Source organism: Streptomyces sp. HUAS MG56 (genome assembly GCF_058673395.1).
On the sequence record NZ_CM178722.1, the window covers coordinates 9,202,818 to 9,220,372 of the forward strand.

A 17,555-nucleotide genomic window follows, 5' to 3' on the forward strand; every position below is an offset into this window, starting at 1 on the left:
CCCGGTGTTCAGGGAGACCGGTGTTCAGGGAGACCGGTGTTCGGGGGCCCGATGTTCGCTGAGGCCGGTAGGTCCCGCCCGCCCGGCTCGGTTCTTCCGCGCCATCCCGCCGAACATGGCGGACCTCCTCGACGATCCGCGTCTCGGGCGCGATGCCCTGGGCGACCTCGTGCGTGTTGTCGGCGGTCGGCAGCCCGGTGCCGATGTCCAGGAACTGCCGGATCCCCGCCTCGGCGGCCGGATGGCGCACGGCACGGCCGAGGAAGAGCCGGTCGGCGCGCGCGTACTTCCCGATGCCCGGGTGCAGTTGGCGTATCCGGTCACCGGCCGTGCGGTCGACCTCGTAGGAAAGCCGGGCGAGCGATGCGGTCATTCGTTCATGGCGCAATCCAGACGCTTGAGTTGATCACCACCCTGAACTCCGGCACTCCGGCATTCCGGCTCTTCGGAGCGTTCCCGCCGCCGCCCCTGCCGCATATCGTGAGCCCCATGAGCGGCACACCGCGCGACACCCACGGCGAACCGGACCCCCTGCGCGCCCTCGACCTGGCGCGGCTGCGCCGCCGTACGAGCATGAAATGGCGCACCTACCCCGAGGACGTGCTGCCGCTGTGGGTGGCCGAGATGGACGTCCCCCTCGCCGAACCCGTGGTCCGCGCCGTCACCGACGCGCTCACCCTCGGCGACACCGGGTACCCGGCCGGGACCGCCTACGCCGAGGCGCTCGCCGCGTTCGCCGCCGACCGCTGGGGCTGGGACGGGATCGCGATCGAGCGCACCGCGATCGTCCCCGACGTGATGCTCGGCGTGGTCGAGATGATCAAACTGGTCACCGGGCCCGGCGATCCGGTCATCGTCAACCCGCCGGTCTATCCGCCGTTCTTCCAGTTCATCGGCCACATGGACCGCAAGGTGGTCGAAGCGCCGCTCGGGCCGGGACAACGCCTCGACCCGGCCGCCCTGGAGGAGAGGTTCCGGGAGGCGACCGCGGGCACCGGCCGGGCCGCCTTCCTGCTGTGCAGCCCGCACAACCCCACCGGCACCGTCCACACCGCCGCTGAACTGGCCGCCGTCGCCGCCCTCGCCGAGCGGTACGGCGTCCGGGTCGTCGCGGACGAGATCCACGCCCCGCTCGTCGCCCCCACCGCCGCCTTCGTGCCGTACCTCGGCGTGCCCGGCGCCGAGCGCGGCCTGTCCCTGATGTCGGCCTCCAAGGGCTGGAACCTGGCCGGCCTCAAGGCCGCGCTCGCCCTCGCCGGACCCGGCGCCGCCGACGACCTCGCCCGCCTGCCCGAGGAGGTCGGGCACGGCCCCAGCCACCTCGGCGTCATCGCCCACACCGCCGCCCTGCGCGACGGCAGAGGCTGGCTGGACGCCCTGCTCACCGGGCTCGACACCAACCGGCGGCTGCTCTGCGACCTGCTCGCCGACCACCTGCCCGCGATCCGCCTCCACCCCGCCGAGGCCACCTACCTGGCCTGGCTCGACTGCCGCGCCCTCGGCCTCGGCGACGACCCCGCGCGTGTCTTCCTGGACCGCGGCCGCGTCGCCCTCAGCTCGGGCCTGCCCTTCGGCACCGGCGGCGCGGGGCACGTACGGCTGAACCTGGCGACCTCGCCCGAGATCCTCACCGAGGCGGTACGGCGCATGGCGGCCGCCCTGCCCGCCGCGCGGCCGGGCTCCTAGACTGCCCGGCATGGACGACACGCGACTGGACCGGCTCGGATCCGGCAAATACCTGCTGGTGACCAGCTACCGCAAGAACGGCACCCCGGTCGCCACCCCGGTGTGGGTGGTCCGGGACGGCGACACCCTCGGGGTGTGGACGGCCGCCGACAGCTACAAGGTCAAGCGGATCCGGCGCCGCGCGGACGTCCTCGTCGGCCCCTGCGACGTGCGCGGCAACCCCACCGGCGACCTCTTCCCGGCCACCGCCGTGCTCGCCGACGGCGCCACCACCGCCCGCTACCGGGACCTGATCGCCCGCAAGTACGGCATCCTCGGCCGTCTCACCCTGCTGGGCAGCCGGCTGCGGCGGGGCCTGGACGGCACCGTCGGGATCCGGGTGACCCTCACCGACTGACACCGGCGGGGCCACCCGGAAACGGGATCGCTACGACGCGTCGAGCACCGAACCGGACAGCACCAGCCCGTCGGGCACCGGCTTGCCGGTCGTCACGTCGACCTGCTGGAACCGCACCGACTCCGTCGGCTCCCTCACCGTGTCCCCGACCGTGGGCACGGTGATGTCCACGCTCGTCTTCCCCGCCGGCACGTCCACCCACAGCGAGACACCGGCCTTCGACAGCGGACGCTCCGGGTCGGGCTTGGCCCCCGCGGTCTCCTCCAGCCAGCGCGCCGGGACGTCCTTCGTGGACAGCTCCGGCCCGGTGGCCGGCACCGCGGCGAACATCGCGTTCATGTCCACGTCCACGGCCTGTGACAGGGACAGCCGCCACGTCAGGGACCGCCCCTCCGTGACCCGGTCCGCGACCGGCGTGACCTTCATCGTGGGCGCAGGGTCGTCGTCGTGGACCGTGATGCCGCCCCGGTAGGAGCCGACGACCGCGCCGTGGACCGCCTTGACCAGCACATCGTGCGAAACGTCCGTGCCGTAGCGCGTGTTGCCCTTCACCTCGACCGGTACGTCGATGCCGTGCCCGCCCGGCCGCACCGTCACCAGCCGGTCCTTCGCCTTCCCGGTGGCCGGGTCGACGACGTACACCCGGACCTGCCCGCTGCCGTGGCCGCTCACCCGCACCGGCACGTGATAGGTGCGCACACCCGAGTCGCCCTCGGCCACCGTCATCCGGCCGAGGTCCACCCGGGGCAGCGCGGCCGCCCGGACCGCCCGCGTCCCCGGCCGCCAGCCCCACGCGTCCATCAGCCAGGCCTGCCCGGACGCCGAACGCGCCGTCAGCTCCATCGACTTGACCGAGCCGAGCCGCAACCCGGCACGGGCTGCGGCCGTCAGCGGCAGCCGGAACTCACGCGCCCAGTACGACGCGGTGCGCTCGCTGCCGGGCAGCCCGTCGGCACGCACCCGGCCCAGCGTCACCTTCCGTCCCGAGGTGTCGGTGAGGGACACGTCCCACTGCGCGCCCCGGGAGTTCGGCGGCACGAACAGCCGCAGCGCCAGCGCCTGCCCGCCCTCCAGCGACACCGGGTGCGGCACACTCACCCGCGCGGGCGTGCCGGCGCGCGTCCAGCGCAGCGCGATCGCCCGGCGGCCGCTCTCCCGGCCGGTCTCCCACTGGGCGAAGTGCGGCGAGGCCCCCTTCGCGCCCTGTCCGAGACAGGCCTCGGCGGCACTCGGGTTCACCGCGTCGCACAGCCGGGCGCCGGTCACGCCCACCCCGCCGTCCGGCAGGAACCCGGCGCTCCGGCGCGCCCCCACCGCGTGGCTGAGGACCCGCGCCGGGTCCGCCGACGGCGCCCGCCTGCCGGAGCCGTCGAGCAGCGGCCGTACCCGGTCGTCGCCGGTCAGGAACAGCCGCGCGGCGGCCGCGATGTACGTCGAGCCGGCCCGGTGCTGCTGGTCGGCGGTGAGCCGGGTCGCCGCGCGCTTGCCGCACACCGCGTCCGGATGGTCCGGGTCGTCGTAGAAGTCGTCCTCGGAGGGCGCCGCGGACCGGCCGGGCGTCCACTCGGAGTTGAAGAAGTTGTGGTCGGCGCCGATCACGTACACGGCGCTGTGCAGGGCGCTGCCGTTGCTGACCGCGCGGGTGCCGTCGACGTACACCTCGCCCTGGAGGTCGGACACGTCGCCGTCGCAGCCGGGCAGGATCGTCATCGACGGGACGTCGGGCACCGGGTTCTGGCCGAAGACCGTGGGACCGATCAGGACCATGCCGCGGACGGTCCAGCGGACCGGGCCGTGGTAGCCGTCCTGGTCGGCGGGCGGCGGGTAAAGGCTGTCCAGGGCCGCCCGGTTGACCCCCTCACCGCCCCGCGAGTGACCGACGAGCAGCACCCGGGACAGATCGGCGCGCGGCGCCTGGCGGACGACCGCCGGCGCGGCGGCGGGGTGCGCGGCCCAGTCGGCCCAGCGGGCCAGATGCAGCCGCACCAGCGAGGAGCGGGCCTGGGCGCCGCCGTCCTCGGCCGCGAAGTCCTGGCCGTTGATGCCGTTGGCGGAGACCGAGACGGTCACATAGCCCTGCGAGGCCAGCAGCTGCTGGTCACGCAGATAGCCGCGGTGGCTCGGCACCGGCTTCCAGCCGGTCTTGCAGGGCCAGTCGCCGCCGATCTGCTCGCCCTGGTAGCAGGTGTAGTGGCGGCCGTGCAGGAACAGCGCGAGCGGCCGCCTGCCGGGCGCGCCGACCGGGGCGACGACCACCCCGCGCATCTCGACCGGTACCGGGAGGCCGGGCAGCTTCACGGACGCGAGGCTGTACTCGCCGCTCGTCGTGCGGTACGTGCCGGGCTTGCCCGGGTCGACGGAGTTCGCGGGCAGCGGGGCAGGCGGCTGCGCCGCGGTGGCGGCCCCGCCGGTCGCGGGCGCGTCCAACTGCCGTCCGCCCGACCAGACATGCAGCCCCCGCAGTCCTTGCGTGCCCTGCGGTCCGCGCAGCCCTTGCAGCTCGCGCAGCTCGTCGGCGCGCCGCTCGTCCAGGGGCAGCCGGAAGGTGCGCCCGTCCGCACCTTCCCGCGGCACTCCCAACAGGCGCTCGCCCGCCCGGAATTCGATCCGGGCGTCACCCATCGGCACCGGCCGGTCCGAGCGCCACTCCAGCTGCGGCTGCGAGCGCTGCCCGGATATCCGCCAGCCCGGCGGCAGCGAACCGTCGGCCGACGCGGCCAACTGCGCGTCATGTGACGGTGGTTGGCCTTGGGCGACTGCCGCCCCTGGGGATGCCCCCGCCACCGCGGCCAACGCGGCGGCGGTCACCCATATGTGCCGGGCACGGACCACTGTTCCTCCTCGACCCCCGAATCCCGGGCGCCCAGGCCGTCCCGGGAGCCCCTCGATTCCGGAGGACGGAAGGCGGAGACTGTGGGTTGCCTGTGAAAGAAGAGTGATCGTTCGGATGATGCGATCAAGACAATGATGGTCTGGATCCACGCGGTTGTCCGGCCGGCTCCGCCTCCAGCCGCCCGCCGGTCCGCCAGGACCGGCCAGCTCAGACCGGCCGCGCCGCCCGCTCCAGCAGGGCGACCGGCACACCCCGGCCCGCCAGGTGATATGCGACCGACACCCCGAGCATCCCGGCGCCCACGACGACGACCGACATCAAGTCGCCTCTCACCCGGGCGACTTACTCGCGGCCGTCCCTTGTTCGTCTCTGTCCCGCCCCCCGACTGGACCACTGGACCCGGCCACCGGTGGCTGCGCGCGTGCCAGGGGCGGTGCCGTGCCGACGGCCACCGCGCGCGACGGCGCTCTCGCGCTCGGCGTCGGGCTCGCCGCCGGCCGCGCGTTCGAGACCGGACAGCCGGTGGCGTACGGGAGTTGGTGCCGGGGATGTGTGGCACCGGTGAGGTGCGTCAGGTCCAGGCCCGGTACGGCTCGTCCATCAGCTGGAACACCGGCTCGCCCCGCACCGGGTCCTTGGCCGTGGACAGCCGGACCCGGTCGCCGCTGTGGATGCCGACCGGCGGTCCCATGACGCGGCCCCGGACCACGAAGCCCTCGGCCATCTCGATGAGCGACACGTTGCGCGCGGCGGGTGTGTTGCGGTGCAGCACCGTGGAGTGCCGGACCGTCCCGACTCCCTCACTGCGCTCCGTACGCAGCTCGCTGCCCTGGCACACCGGACAGAGCAGCCGGTGGTACATCGCGGTGGCACACCAGGTGCAGCGCTGGAAGAGGATCGCGTCCTTGATGTCTTTGGCGTCCACGGAGCCGGAGACGGCCGCGGGGACGGAGACGGCTACGGGGACGGGATCGAGCACGCCCGTCGCGGCGCCGGCCGCCGGAAACGAGGCATTTGCTGAGTGGTGGTACACGCTGGTCAACTCCCTGCGCTCGGCCGGAATCCTGCGTGTCCGGCGCGCACCGGGCACACGTGTGGGCGGGAGCCGTGCTGCCGCGCACGCCGACAGCGTATGGCACTCAGTGTCACTCGTAAAGGCACTGCGTACCCCCATCTGGCAGATGGCGTTCGCGATCAGGTCCGGTCGAGCGCCGTCTCCAGCTCCTGCACCACGCGCCACAGCGGGGTGTCCCGGCGGCAGGCCAGCACCACGACGTCGTCCGGATCCTCCGCAGGCGCGCCGACCGGCACCGGGTTGACGCGCGGGGGCGCCGCGGCGGCGGACCGCCCGAACGCCCTCTGTACATAGCCGAGCGCGTGGTCGACCGCCGCGCCCGCGTCGCCCTCGCCGTCCGACCGCAGCCAGGAGCGCAGCCCGTTGTTGTGTGCCGCGACGACGGCGGCCGCGATCACATCCGCCCGCAGCGTGCCGTCGGGCAGTCCGGTGAACCGTCCGCGCAGATACTCGGCGAGCGCGCGCTCGTAGCGCCACACCACGGACAGCTCGTAGGCGCGCAGGCCCGGCACCTGTTTGGTGAGGCGGTAGCGCTGCACCGAGAACGCCGGGTTCTCGGCGTACATCCGCAGCACCAGCCGGGCCGCGTCGCACACCCGCCGCACCGGTTCGTGCTCCGCGCCGCCCGCCGCGAGGAACGCGGTCATGTCGGCCAGGCAGCGCTCGTGGTCGGGGAAGACCACGTCCTCCTTGGAGGGGAAGTAGCGGAAGAACGAACGCCGGCCGACCCCGGCCAGGGCCACGATGTCGTCGACGGTCGTCTGCTCGTACCCGCGTTCCACGAAGAGCCGGAACGCGGCCGCGACCAGGGCCTCCCGCATCGGCGGCTTCGCGGCCGGTGCCGCGCTGCTGGAGCTCATGAACGGGAACGTAGCACCCGCGAGGATGTCATGACACTCAGTGCAGGAAGAGCAGGTCCGAGGGGGAACTGAGTGCTGTATGAGGGGGACGGGAGGGCGATGGCTGCGCCGTGCGGGCGTTTTCCGAACATCGGATCGATCGAATTGATTGGAATCGATCGATACGATTGTGGGCGTAGAGTATGCGATTCGCGATCACCGAACCCGCGTGACCACCGTTCCAGGGGGAACCCCATGCGACTGCACGTCGACCAGCGCCATGAGCGGGTGCTCGAAATCGTCCGGGAGCGGGGCAGCCTCCGCGTCGCCGAACTGGCCGCCGAACTCGGCGTCTCCGCCGTCACCCTGCGCCGCGACGTGGAGACCCTCGCGGCACAGGGGCGGGTGCGGCGGCTGCACGGCGCGGTCGTCTGGCCCGGCGAACAGTCCCCCGCGCCGGCCGCCGCCGCCGCACCGCGGCCGGACTCCCTCGAAGGCGCCGTCATCGGCATGATCGTGCCCACCACGGTCAACCTCTTCGCCGCCATCGTGCGTGGTGCCCGGGAGGCCGTCGCGGCCCGGGGCGGGCGGCTCGTCCTCGGTGTCTCCGGCTACGTCGACACCGAGGACAGCGTGCAGGCGGAACACCTGATCGCGGGCGGTGCGCGCGGACTGCTGGTGGCGCCCAGCTGGTTCGCCGGCGTTCCCCAGGACGGGCAGGAGAAGTGGCTGATGGAGAGCGGGGTGCCCACGGTCCTGGTGGAGCGCTCCGCCCCGCCCGGCAACCCGGCCGCCGACCTCGACCGGGTCCGCACCGACCGCGCCCACGGCGCCGCCGTCGCCGTCGGCCACCTGGCCGCGCTCGGCCACCGCCGGATCACCGCCGTGCTCCAGGAGGGCCCGCACGCCGTCCAGATCGGCACCGGCTTCGACGCGGCCGTACGCGCGCGCGGGATCGACGTCGACCAGGGCGCCCCGAGCGTGCGCGAACACGGCGACTACGACGCCTCCGTCGACTACCTCGTCCGGGCGGTGCGCGAACGCGGCGTCACCGCGGCCCTGGTGCACAGCGACGAGGACGCCATCGTGCTCGTCCCCCGGCTCCAGGCGCACGGTGTGCGGGTGCCCGACGACCTCGCCCTCATCGCCTACGAGGACGAGGTCGCCGCGCTCGCCGACGTGCCCCTGACCGCCATCGCCCCGCCCACCCGCGCGGTCGGCGAACTCGCCGCGAAACTCCTGCTGCGCCGCCTCGCCGAGCGGGGCGGGCAGCAGCACCCCGGACCCCGCCAACACCTCGACCTGCTCCCGGAGTTGCGCATCCGCTCCTCCTGCGGAGGCCGGGCGCCCGCCGACGGCTCCTGACCGCCACCGCACCACTCCGGTTCACCGAAGTGATCGAGACTCGATCAATAGTCGATCGTTTTGATTATCTTGCGCGAACGCTGTTGACGTTGATCGCCTGTGCGTAAGAGATGTCCTGCGACGGCCTCTGCCGTACGAGGTCTCGTAGGAGCCGTGCATGACGCGTACGCCACGATCGTTCCGCACGGTTCACCGGCCGCCTCCACGCCGTCCTCTACGTCACCGAACCCGACGTACCCCCGTCGACTCCCCCCTCTGCACCCTGCCGAACGTCCTGCTCACCCCGCACATCGCCGGCTCCCTCGGCACCGAACCGGGCCGCATGACCGAGTGGGCCGTCGACGAACTCGCCCGCTACGCCTGCGGTCTGCCCTTCGCCCACCCCGTCGGCCCCGAGGAACTCACCCGCTCGGCCTGAACCCCGGCCCGCACCGGCCCCGAACCCGGCCCGACCGCCGCACACCGACCCGCCCCCGCCGACGGTCGTCCCCACTCTGCGACGTAACCTTTCTCCACCGTGCCGGGACCGGCCCGCGCCGCCAGGCATCGCCTACGGCCGCGGGACACCGGCCGTTCCCGCACCGGCCCGTCCGAGGAGATCCCGCATGCCCGCCGCCCGCCCCCGCCTGCTCTACGTCACGGACCTGGCGTACCGGGCCCGCGGGCGCCGCTACTGCGACGAGGACATCTTCCTCACCTCCCGGCTGCGCGCCCGCTTCGACCTCGCCCTGTGCCACCCGCTGGACGCGGCCGCGCTGATGGACGGCTACGACGCCGTCGTCGTCCGCAACAGCGGGCCCGTCCTCGGCTACCAGAGCACCTACGACGCCTTCCGCGCGCAGGCGATCGAAACGGGCACCCGGGTGTACAACCCGCTCACCGGCAAGGCCGACATGGCCGGAAAGCAGTATCTGCTCGATCTGAGCGCCGCCGGATTCCCGGTGATACCGACGGTCGGCGGCGCCGAGGACCTGCACCGGCTGCCGTCCGCCGAGCGGTACGTGGTCAAGCCGAAGCTCGGCGCGGACTCGGTCGGCCTGCGGGTCGTGCCCGCGGGCCAGGTCGCCGCGGCCGCCGCTGCGGCCGGCGGGGAGGTGCTGATCCAGCCCTGCGTCGACTTCCTCCACGAGGTGTCCTTCTATTTCGTCGACGACGACTTCCAGTACGCCCTGTACGCCCCCGACCCGGAGCGCCGCTGGGCGCTGGAGCCCTACGCCGCGACCGCCGCCGACCTGGAGTTCGCCCGGCGTTTCATCGACTGGAACGACCTCGGCCACGGCATCCAGCGCGTGGACGCCTGCCGTACCCGCGACGGCGGACTGCTGCTGGTCGAGCTGGAGGACCTGAACCCCTATCTGTCGCTGGACGCCCTGCCGGAGGAGGCCCGGGACGCCTTCGTCGGCGCGTTCACGGCCTCCCTGGGCCGGTTCGCGCAAGGCGCTCTCACCGCAGCCTGACGGTGACCCGCTGGGTGGCCCCCGTCGTGCCCGTGAGGTCGCCGAAGACCAGCGTCAGCGCGGTGCCGGCGGCCGCGGCCGCCGAGCGTGACCGACCACGGCGTGACCAAGGAGTCGTCATGACAGCGCTTTCCAGCACGCGCTTTCTCGAACGCTCAACAGTTCTTACCGAGTTGAGCGATTCGATCGGTTGATGGGCGGTGTGGCGTGGGGTGCTCCGGATCGGCGCGTCGACCGGAGCGCGAACGGGGACCGGGCGTGAACGGGGCCGCCGTACACGCCGTATCTGAGCACGAGGACCTCATGAGTCCCGCCCGTCCGCGACGGGGCGGGGACGGAAGGAGAGTCAGGTGCCGACACCGCCCGATCCCGAACGCCCGCAGTCCGGGCCGGTCCTGGAACCCGTCCGGGTGCTGCGGCCCCGCCGGTTCGACGCCCTCGCGGAGCTGATGCGGGAGATCCGCCCGGACCCGGTGACGTACGAGCCCGTCGGCACGGCCGCCGGGCCGCGCCCGACCGCCGGGCGAGCGGTGCCCGTCGCGGAGGAGGACACCCAGGAGCTGCCGCCGGTACCGGCAGTCAGGGCCCGCGCCCCCGGCGCCCCCGCCCCCGGCGCCCCCGCCGCGACGCCCCGGCTGCGCCGGGCCAGCGTCGCGGGGGCCGTTGCCGCTGCCGCCCTCGTCGGCTTCGGCTGCGCGATGCTGCTGCCCTCCGGCCAGGAGTCCACCGCGAGCGCCGCGACCGCGCGGCCTGCGACCACCGCACCGCCCGCCGCCGCGCCAGCCCCCACCACTCCCGGAGCCCCCACGGCGGCCACCGACCCCGACGGCCCCGGCACCCTCCGCCAGGGCGACACCGGGCCTGACGTCACCGAACTCCAGCAACGCCTGCTGCGCATCCCGGACGTCTACCGCGACGGATCCACCGACGGCACCTTCGACGCCGCCCTCACGGCGGCCGTGGCCCGGTTCCAAGTCTGGTACGGCATCAGCGGCGACGAGCGAGGCGTCTACGGCGACGACACACGCCGGGCCCTGGAGTCACGGACGACCCCCGGCGAGGGTTCGTGAGACCGGCCGGAGTGACGGGCGGCGCGGGGATCAGCGTCCCGGGCCGCGCCCCGACAGGGCCTCGCTGACCGCTCGTACGCTGCGGGCGATGTGCTGGAGCTGCAGGACCTCGGCGGCGTACAGCTTGATCGTGTGCTCGATGACCGACTCGGGCAGCCCCAGCATCGGCAGCTCGGCGCGCGCGGTCTGCAGGGCGGTCCGGGCCACCCGGACCTCCTGCTGGACCTGGAGCTGGGCGTGCCGGGCCAGCAGTACGGGGTGGCGGATGAGCGCCGGATAGCTGGCGTAGCGCGCGGGGATCAGCTCCCGCAGCCATTTGGCCGCCGAGCGCTCCCAGTCGTACGAGCCCGGCGTCTTGACCTGACAGGGCCAGTCGGGACTGATGCGCGTGCTGGTCAGGGGCATGATCATCGCTTCCGGTGTGCGGCGTCGTGAGGGTGGTCCGACGAATGCGGGGCGGCCCCGGTCTAGGGGATGGCCGGGGCCGCCACGGGCGCGTCACGCAGACGGCGCGCCCCGGAACACCACACATGCCGACGTGGGTAGGAGCCGGCGGCCGGGGGTGTCCGTACGGGGGCCCCGGCCATCGGGAACCGGCGCTGCGGGTGATGTTGCGTGCGCATGGCTGGTCCGTCGGCTTTCTCGGGGCGGTGGCGCGAGCGGTGGGTCCGCGTGCGCGGAACGTGCCCGGAGTGGGCCGGGCGCGATCCGTGAGCAGTATTTATATATGCCGTCCGGTTTGCAAGACGTATGAAAACATTCATGCGTGCTTTGTGGTGGATGATCCCTGTCCGGGGGTATCGGGGGGTGCAGGATCTTCACGGATCCCACGCGCGGACGTCAGTCCTTCATGAAGAACTGGTGCTGCTCGGAGAGCTGCTCGTACTTCTCCAGCCGGGCCTGGGTGCGCTCCGGATCGGCGTCGGTCATGGCCTGGAGCAGCGCGGCGGCCAGCACGCCGGGCGCGGCGTAGGAGTCGAACACCATGCGCGAACCGGTGCCGGTGGCGAAGGTGATCTCGGCCGCCTCGGCCAGCGGCCCGAGTGCCAGGTCGGTCACGAGCGCGACCTTGAGCCCGGCGTCCCGGGCCACCCGGACGGCCTGGAGGGTCTCGTGGGAGTGCCGGGGCATGGCGAAGGCGAGCACCCAGGTGCCGCCGGCCTCGCGGGACTGGAGCAGGGCGTCGTAGGCCACGCTGCCCCCGCGCGTGACGAGCCGTACGTCGGGATGGATCCGGCGGGCCGCGTAGCCGAAGTACTCGGCGAGGGACACGGAGATGCGCAGGCCCAGCACGGTCAGCGGGGTGGAGCGGGACAGCGCGCGGCCGACCCGGATGATCCGGTCGGGGTCGGCGAAGTCGCGCCGCAGGTTCTCCAGGTTCTCGATCTCGGCGTCGACGGCCGCCTGGAGTTCGTTGGCCCGGTCCTCCTCGCCCGGGCCGCCCGCCAGCGTGCTCAGCGCGATCGACTGGAGCCTCTCGCGCAGCGCGGGATAGCCGCTGAAGCCGACGGCGGCGGCGAACCGGGTGACGGAGGGCTGGCTGACCCCGACCCGGTCGGCCAGCTCGGTGATCGACAGGAACGCGGCCTCGGTGATGTGCTCGATCAGATACTGGGCGATGCGCCGCTGCCCCGGCGACAGACGGGGGCCGTCGAAGAGTTCCCGGAGCCGGGAGGTCGGAGCGGGCTCGGCCTCGGGCACGGTCTTGCCCGAGGTGATCGCTGATGCCTGTGCACGTGCCTGCTGCGGCGAGGGCACCCGCTCGCCTCCTTTGTCTGCCACGACCACTCAACATAGCTCACCTGCCGTCTTGACCAGCGGGTTGAGCGTACGTGCTCACCGACGATAGAGGCTGATCGAATAGCCCACATCGCCGACCGGATGACTGGAAGCGATCAGTTCGGCCAGCCGGCCGCGTGCCTTGGCGACCGCCGAATCCGACACCACGAGCAGCCCGTGCACCCGGTCCGGCGGCACGCCGCGCGGATCGGCGGCGCGGATGCCGTAGTACGACGGCACCCCACTGCCCTTGTACACCAGCCACACCCGCTCGCCCGGATCGTCCCGGCGCAGCCGGTCGGCGAGCCGGCCCAGGTCCTGTCCCCAGTCCACGTTGGAGTCGTGCAGCAGCCGGTGGGTCTGCGCGGGTCCGCCGAACGCCTCGTTGGCGTACGGCAGGTAGTACGGGAAGGTCCGCAGCGAACTCACCGCCGTCCACAGCGCGAGCACGGCTGTCACGGCGGCCGCCCACCGCCTTCGCGGCCACGGCACCCGGCCCGGCATACCCGCCGGCACGCAGCAGGCCGCCGTCACCGCGAGGAACACCGGCACGCACAGCGCGTACCGCGTACCGAAGTCCCGCGATCCCGTCATCGCCGCCGCCAGCAGCACGGCGGGCGGCAGCAGCAGGTACGGCGCCGCGGCCCGCAGCCGACGCAGCGCGACCACCGCCACGGCACCGGCCGCGCCCAGCGCCAACAGGCCGAGCGGTGTCTTCACCAGCAGGGCGACGGGCAGGTAGTACCAGCGCCGGCCGGTGTACACGTGCCCGAACAGATAGCCCTGCCACGGGTAGTCCTCCAGCCCGAACTGCACCCGCATCCCGGCCCGGTACGCGGACGGCAGTGGCAGCAGGTCGACCAGCGTCCCGCGCGGTCCGTGCAGCGCCGGGACCGGTTCGGCGGGGGAGAACCGCAGCCGGGGATCGACCACCAGATACGCGACCCAGACCACGGCCACCGCCACCAGCGCCATGCCGCCCGCGGCGGCGAGCGCGGTCAGCACCCGGCGCCGCCGGCCGGCCCCCGCGCACGCGACGCCCACGGACACCGCCGCGAGCCCCGTCAGCACCGGCACCGCCGGCAGTGCGCTCATCTTGGTCGCCACGGCCGCCCCCAGCGCCACGCCCGCCAGGGGCACGTACATCCTGGGCCGCCGGCGCGCCCGCCAGAGCAGCCATACCGCGGTCAGGACGAAGCCGGTCACCGGCATGTCCAGCGTGGCCAGGGAGCCGTGGGCGACCAGGTCGGGCGTGAAGGCGTACAGGGCGAGCGCCACCACCGCGCCCGCCGTGCCCGTCAGGTCGCGGGCGAATGCGAAGGCGACCAGCCCGAACAGCAGCGTCAGCACGATCACCGGCAGGCGTGCCCACAGCATCAGCCGCCCGGGGTCGTTGCCCGACTCGTACAGCAGATGCCGGCCCACGTCCCCCTGCGTGCCGGGGTACGACGCGTCGTAGCGCGGGTCCGCCACCGCCACCCCGGCCTCGATCAGCAGCTTGCCGAGCGGCGGATGCTCGGGGTTGTAGCGGATCCGGTGCTCGTGCAGATAGTCGGTGGCCGTCGCGACGTACACCGGCTCGTCGATGGTCGGGCTCTGCTGCACGGCCGTCGTCACCATCACCGCGGCCATCTGGGCGAGCAGCAGCAGCGCCACGAGCGGCACCAGCCACCGCCGGTGCCGGTGCAGCCCGGCGTACGGGCGGGCCGGGGCCGCGGCGGGAGCCGCCGGGCCGAGGACCAGGTGCTGTTCGCGCGCCATCATCCGCCCCGCGGTGGCACCGGCCGTACGGCGGCGGGAGCGTGCGTGGGCCGGATCATGGCCCTACTGTCGCACCGCTCCCGCCACCGGGGGCGTCACCGCTGCACGAGTCGTACCGACAGACCTTCTGCCGTGTACACGGGTACGGCCCGCAGCCGGTCGGAGTTCACCTCGATCCGCGCGAACCGGCCGCGCAGCCGCGGCACGTCGAGGACCGGCAGTGTGCTGCCCGCGGCCGGCGGCCGCTCGGTGTCGAGGCGCAGCGACAGCGCAGCCCCACCGCCCAGCACCGCCAGGTGACGGACCGTCAGCGGCGCCTTGCGGCCCGCGCGCAGGGTGATCTCCAGCGTGCCCGCGTCCTGGGCGTAGGCGCCGCGCACCCGCAGCCGCCCGGCCACCCGCAGGGTGCCGTCCGTGATCCGCACGTCCCCCTGGCCGAGGGCGTCCTCGCCGCCCGCGACCAGCGCGCCCTGGGCCAGTACGGTCCCGCCGGTGTAGCGGTTGCGGCCGGTCAGCGTGAGCGTGCCGGTGCCGCGCTTGGTCAGGCCGCCGCGGCCGTCGATGTCGTTGCGCCAGGCGTCGGCCGCCGAGAAGCCGCCCGCCGCCGCGTCCAGCGTGACGGTGACGTCCGTGTCGAAGGCGCCGTAACCGTCCGCCGCGGCGAACAGGTCCAGCCGGCCCCACTGCTCGAAGCCGTCGAGCAGCACGTAGCCGGAGGGCAGCGCGGTGCTGCGCAGCACCGCGCGGCGCTGGTCCGCGCTGAGATACGGCAGCCGGGTCTCCAGCAGCACTTCGGCGCCCTTCGGCACGGTGAGCGGCACGTCGGGGCCCTGCCGGGTGAGGACGTACGTCAGCCGGGGCCGGACCGCGAGGGCGTTGGCGGCCGGGTCGGCGTACGGATCGGTGCCCGTGTGCGCGTAGGAGAAGAGGGTGTCGGCGGTGGTGCCGGTCCGCTCGGTGAACCAGGCGAGGGCCTGGGCGCGGGCGGCGGCCTTCAGCTGGGCGTTCGCCGGGTCGGCGAGGGTGGCCGCGGCGAGCGCGGTGGCCATGATCCGGCCGCCGATGACGTCGACGGGGTGGTGCATGCCCGCCACGATCCGGGTGTGGCTCAGTTCGACGGCCCGCGTCACCAGCTCCTGGAAGCGCTCCGGCACGGCGTACGCGTAGGCCAGCGCGGCCAGGTGGAAGGCGTTGGTGTGGCCGCTCGGGAAGCCGCCGTCGTCGGTGGCGGAGGTGCCGCGCTGGCGCAGCAGCTGCGGGGCGACGGACACCGGGGAGTCGTACACCGGGAAACCGAACGCGTCCGTCCTGCCGGTGTCGACGACCTCGCTGTCCTCGTTCAGCCGCCACGGACGCGGGTACTGGTAGGCGTACTTGGCGGGGTTGCCGGAGGCGTACGGGCCGCGCACCGTGTCGACCAGTTCGGCGACCTTGCCGAGCGCCGAGTCGTGGGCGCCCGCGCCGAGCGCCGAGCCGGCCGGGGCGTCGGCGGGCACGGCGTCGCTGACGGTGGTCGCCGGAGTGCCGTCGGGGGCGCCGGTGATCGAAGTGACCGCCTTGGCGCCCGTCTTGTACAGGCCGGCCAGCGGGCCGAGGCCCGCGATCATCGCGTAACTCTGGTGCTGGCGGTCGTAGACGAACGCTTCCTTCGCCTGGGCGTCGGTGCGCTCGGCCGTGGTGCGGGCGCAGTAGCGCAGGTCGGCGCGGAGGATCTCGGGGCGCAGCGGGGTGCCGGTGTTCCAGGCGGCGCCGGTCTTCCACACCTGGGAGAAGCCGCCGAGGACCCGGACCACGGCGTTGGTCTCGGGCGTCAGGTTGGCGGCGACGTTGGTCCGGTAGTCGTCCACGAACGCGGCCGGCGCGGTGGCGGCCTTGGCGTCGGCCGCGGGCAGCCAGACGGCGACGGCCGGGGCGGCGAGCACGCCCGCCGACGCGGCCAGCGTGGTGGTGAGGAACCCGCGCCGGTTCAGCGCGGCGGAGGGGTGCCCGGCAGGTGACGGCATGCCTGTGCCTCTCGGAAGCGGTCCACGGAACGCGGGGCGCGATGTGCCGACGTGTGCGAAACCGTGGAGAAGAAGGAGGAAGAAGTTGAACGAGTGAATATCTAGGGGTGGGGTGTGACCCGTCGGGAAGGTCCGGGTGATGTGCGTCCGGTCGGCAGGTGAACGCGGGGCGTTCGGCACACAGAAACCGACAACCGGCTCCCGGCACACCCCGGTTCCGGCGCCGTGCTCACAGCAGCCCGCGCGCGAGCGTCACCGCCCCCGCCACCGGCGGCACCCGCAGCGGGCGCGGCCGGGCCGACGGCAGGGACGCGGCGAGGGCCGCGGCGAAGGCGTCGTACAGCGCGGGCTGGGCGAGGATCGTGCCGCCCGCGACCACCACGTCGTCGGTCGCCGCGCCCCGCCGGTCGAGGAGTTCGACCAGCGCGGCGAGCGAGCGGCCGCCGGCGGTGATGACGTCATGGGCGAGCGCCGAGCCCGCCTCGGCGGCGGCGAAGACGGCCGGGGAGTGCCGGCCCCAGGCGGCGGACGGCTCGGGGGCGCTCTCCAACGCCGCGCCCAGCGCGGGCACTTCGGGCACGCCGAACGCGTCGAGGAGGGCCGCCGCCAGCGCGTCGGGTGCCTCGCCGCGGTCGTGGGCGGCCCAGCAGGCGCGCAGCGCCTCGCGGACCAGCCCGGCCGCGCCGCCCTCGTCGCCGAGCACCGCGCCCCAGCCGCCCACCTGCACGGCCGTGCCGTCGGCGCGCCGGCCCACCGCCACCGAGCCGGTGCCGGCGACGAGGCCGGCGCCCTTGTCCAACCCGGCGGCGGGGACGAGGAGTTCGGCGTCGCCCACGACCAGCGTGGGCACGTCGAAGTGGAGGTGCAGGGCGGTGCGGAGCTGCTCGCACTGGCGCGCGGACTCGCAGGCGTGGCCGCCCACCGCCAGCGCCGCCGGACGCGGGCCGGCCGGCAGGGCCTCGGCGATCAGCCGGGCCAGCCAGCCGGCGGCGGCGACCGGGTCGTGCGGCCGCCAGCCGCCGCTCGTACGGACGTGGTCGGCGAGCGGGGTGTCCCCGGCCACGGCACGCAGCCGGGTCTTGGTGCCGCCCACGTCGATGCCGACCAGGACGGGCGTGGAGTCCTGCACGGGACCTCTTTCGTCGTGCGTCGTGTGCGCTGTGTTCTTCGTGCGCGCGGTGCAGCGACGGCGGGCGAACCGTGCCGGGGGAGCCGGGGGCAAGCCGGTGAAAGCCGGGAAACGGGGTGGTCGCAGCGGTCGGGAAGCCCCGGGACGGGCCTCTGGCGGAG

Annotated in this window: 15 protein-coding genes and 2 pseudogenes; 6 read left to right on the forward strand and 11 right to left on the reverse strand. The window is 73.9% G+C overall.

All coding sequences use genetic code 11. The features are described 5' to 3' along the window. Positions 1-130: 130 nt before the first annotated feature. Positions 131-349, reverse strand: a pseudogene (locus tag AC4OXY_RS42455) (SAM-dependent methyltransferase); the annotation flags it as partial. Between the two features lie 140 nt (positions 350-489). On the opposite strand from AC4OXY_RS42455, the gene AC4OXY_RS42460 reads away from it, so the two are divergent. Both AC4OXY_RS42460 and AC4OXY_RS42465 read left to right on the forward strand, forming a co-directional pair. Then, on the forward strand, positions 490-1,686 hold the full coding sequence (locus AC4OXY_RS42460) for a MalY/PatB family protein (protein ID WP_491992378.1): 1,197 nt from the start codon (positions 490-492) through the stop codon (positions 1,684-1,686). Positions 1,687-1,696: 10 nt separating this feature from the next. Next, positions 1,697-2,083 carry a PPOX class F420-dependent oxidoreductase gene (locus tag AC4OXY_RS42465; protein ID WP_356029547.1) on the forward strand — a complete coding sequence of 129 codons (387 nt, stop codon included), beginning with the start codon at positions 1,697-1,699 and terminating at the stop codon, positions 2,081-2,083. Between the two features lie 30 nt (positions 2,084-2,113). Here the strand turns inward: AC4OXY_RS42465 and AC4OXY_RS42470 are convergent, their stop codons facing one another. The 4 genes from AC4OXY_RS42470 to AC4OXY_RS42485 all read right to left on the reverse strand — a co-directional run bounded on the left by AC4OXY_RS42470 (position 2,114) and on the right by AC4OXY_RS42485 (position 6,851). Continuing rightward, positions 2,114-4,915, reverse strand: coding sequence for an alpha/beta hydrolase (locus AC4OXY_RS42470; protein ID WP_491992379.1), 2,802 nt, complete (start codon positions 4,913-4,915; stop codon positions 2,114-2,116). Between the two features lie 208 nt (positions 4,916-5,123). Further along, positions 5,124-5,234 carry an FAD-dependent oxidoreductase gene (locus AC4OXY_RS42475; RefSeq protein ID WP_356029550.1) on the reverse strand — a complete coding sequence of 37 codons (111 nt, stop codon included), beginning with the start codon at positions 5,232-5,234 and terminating at the stop codon, positions 5,124-5,126. Positions 5,235-5,487: 253 nt separating this feature from the next. Then, positions 5,488-5,949, reverse strand: coding sequence for a Zn-ribbon domain-containing OB-fold protein (locus tag AC4OXY_RS42480; RefSeq protein WP_362819503.1), 462 nt, complete (start codon positions 5,947-5,949; stop codon positions 5,488-5,490). 161 nt (positions 5,950-6,110) lie between these two features. Next, positions 6,111-6,851: a TetR family transcriptional regulator gene (locus tag AC4OXY_RS42485; protein WP_356029552.1), complete on the reverse strand. Its 741-nt coding sequence runs from the start codon at positions 6,849-6,851 to the stop codon at positions 6,111-6,113. A gap of 234 nt (positions 6,852-7,085) precedes the next feature. Here AC4OXY_RS42485 and AC4OXY_RS42490 point away from each other — a divergent pair, with 234 nt between their 5' ends. The 3 genes and pseudogenes from AC4OXY_RS42490 to AC4OXY_RS42500 all read left to right on the forward strand — a co-directional run bounded on the left by AC4OXY_RS42490 (position 7,086) and on the right by AC4OXY_RS42500 (position 9,652). After that, on the forward strand, positions 7,086-8,195 hold the full coding sequence (locus AC4OXY_RS42490; RefSeq protein ID WP_491992380.1) for a substrate-binding domain-containing protein: 1,110 nt from the start codon (positions 7,086-7,088) through the stop codon (positions 8,193-8,195). Positions 8,196-8,386: 191 nt separating this feature from the next. Then, positions 8,387-8,613 (forward strand): annotated as a pseudogene (locus AC4OXY_RS42495) (hydroxyacid dehydrogenase); the annotation flags it as partial. Between the two features lie 187 nt (positions 8,614-8,800). Next, on the forward strand, positions 8,801-9,652 hold the full coding sequence (locus AC4OXY_RS42500) for an ATP-grasp domain-containing protein (RefSeq protein WP_491992381.1): 852 nt from the start codon (positions 8,801-8,803) through the stop codon (positions 9,650-9,652). Here the strand turns inward: AC4OXY_RS42500 and AC4OXY_RS42505 are convergent. Further along, the gene (locus AC4OXY_RS42505; protein ID WP_491992382.1) at positions 9,639-9,773 is read right to left on the reverse strand and encodes a hypothetical protein; all 135 of its coding nucleotides are present in this window, start codon (positions 9,771-9,773) and stop codon (positions 9,639-9,641) included. The genes AC4OXY_RS42500 and AC4OXY_RS42505 overlap by 14 nt on opposite strands. Positions 9,774-10,002: 229 nt before the next feature. Between AC4OXY_RS42505 and AC4OXY_RS42510 the strand changes: the two genes are divergently transcribed. Further along, positions 10,003-10,722, forward strand: a complete 720-nt coding sequence (locus AC4OXY_RS42510) for a peptidoglycan-binding domain-containing protein (protein WP_491992383.1) — start codon at positions 10,003-10,005, stop codon at positions 10,720-10,722. Positions 10,723-10,752: 30 nt separating this feature from the next. Here AC4OXY_RS42510 and AC4OXY_RS42515 read toward each other — a convergent pair whose 3' ends face one another. From AC4OXY_RS42515 to AC4OXY_RS42535, 5 genes are all read right to left on the reverse strand, one after another. Then, positions 10,753-11,133 (reverse strand): hypothetical protein, encoded by a 381-nt coding sequence (locus AC4OXY_RS42515; protein WP_079173186.1) that lies wholly within the window; start codon positions 11,131-11,133, stop codon positions 10,753-10,755. A 429-nt stretch (positions 11,134-11,562) separates the two neighbouring features. Further along, positions 11,563-12,480 carry a MurR/RpiR family transcriptional regulator gene (locus tag AC4OXY_RS42520; RefSeq protein ID WP_362819550.1) on the reverse strand — a complete coding sequence of 306 codons (918 nt, stop codon included), beginning with the start codon at positions 12,478-12,480 and terminating at the stop codon, positions 11,563-11,565. A 78-nt stretch (positions 12,481-12,558) separates the two neighbouring features. Beyond that, complete coding sequence (locus tag AC4OXY_RS42525; RefSeq protein ID WP_491992384.1) at positions 12,559-14,265, reverse strand: ArnT family glycosyltransferase; 1,707 nt, start codon at positions 14,263-14,265, stop codon at positions 12,559-12,561. Positions 14,266-14,357: 92 nt separating this feature from the next. Next, entirely contained in the window at positions 14,358-16,265 is a 1,908-nt protein-coding gene (locus tag AC4OXY_RS42530) for a phosphatase PAP2 family protein (RefSeq protein ID WP_491992385.1), read from the reverse strand. A 229-nt stretch (positions 16,266-16,494) separates the two neighbouring features. Beyond that, positions 16,495-17,394: an N-acetylglucosamine kinase gene (locus tag AC4OXY_RS42535; protein WP_491992386.1), complete on the reverse strand. Its 900-nt coding sequence runs from the start codon at positions 17,392-17,394 to the stop codon at positions 16,495-16,497. Positions 17,395-17,555 lie beyond the last annotated feature (161 nt).

What these genes read in the sequence shown, in the direction of transcription:
- AC4OXY_RS42500 (WP_491992381.1), top strand. Translation starts at nt 8,801, where the DNA reads ATGCCCGCCGCCCGCCCCCGCCTGCTCTACGTCACGGACCTGGCGTAC.
- AC4OXY_RS42505 (WP_491992382.1), bottom strand. Translation starts at nt 9,773, where the DNA reads ATGACGACTCCTTGGTCACGCCGTGGTCGGTCACGCTCGGCGGCCGCG.
- AC4OXY_RS42475 (WP_356029550.1), bottom strand. Translation starts at nt 5,234, where the DNA reads ATGTCGGTCGTCGTCGTGGGCGCCGGGATGCTCGGGGTGTCGGTCGCA.
- AC4OXY_RS42465 (WP_356029547.1), top strand. Translation starts at nt 1,697, where the DNA reads ATGGACGACACGCGACTGGACCGGCTCGGATCCGGCAAATACCTGCTG.
- AC4OXY_RS42525 (WP_491992384.1), bottom strand. Translation starts at nt 14,265, where the DNA reads ATGATGGCGCGCGAACAGCACCTGGTCCTCGGCCCGGCGGCTCCCGCC.
- AC4OXY_RS42515 (WP_079173186.1), bottom strand. Translation starts at nt 11,133, where the DNA reads ATGATCATGCCCCTGACCAGCACGCGCATCAGTCCCGACTGGCCCTGT.
- AC4OXY_RS42485 (WP_356029552.1), bottom strand. Translation starts at nt 6,851, where the DNA reads ATGAGCTCCAGCAGCGCGGCACCGGCCGCGAAGCCGCCGATGCGGGAG.
- AC4OXY_RS42460 (WP_491992378.1), top strand. Translation starts at nt 490, where the DNA reads ATGAGCGGCACACCGCGCGACACCCACGGCGAACCGGACCCCCTGCGC.
- AC4OXY_RS42490 (WP_491992380.1), top strand. Translation starts at nt 7,086, where the DNA reads ATGCGACTGCACGTCGACCAGCGCCATGAGCGGGTGCTCGAAATCGTC.
- AC4OXY_RS42530 (WP_491992385.1), bottom strand. Translation starts at nt 16,265, where the DNA reads ATGCCGTCACCTGCCGGGCACCCCTCCGCCGCGCTGAACCGGCGCGGG.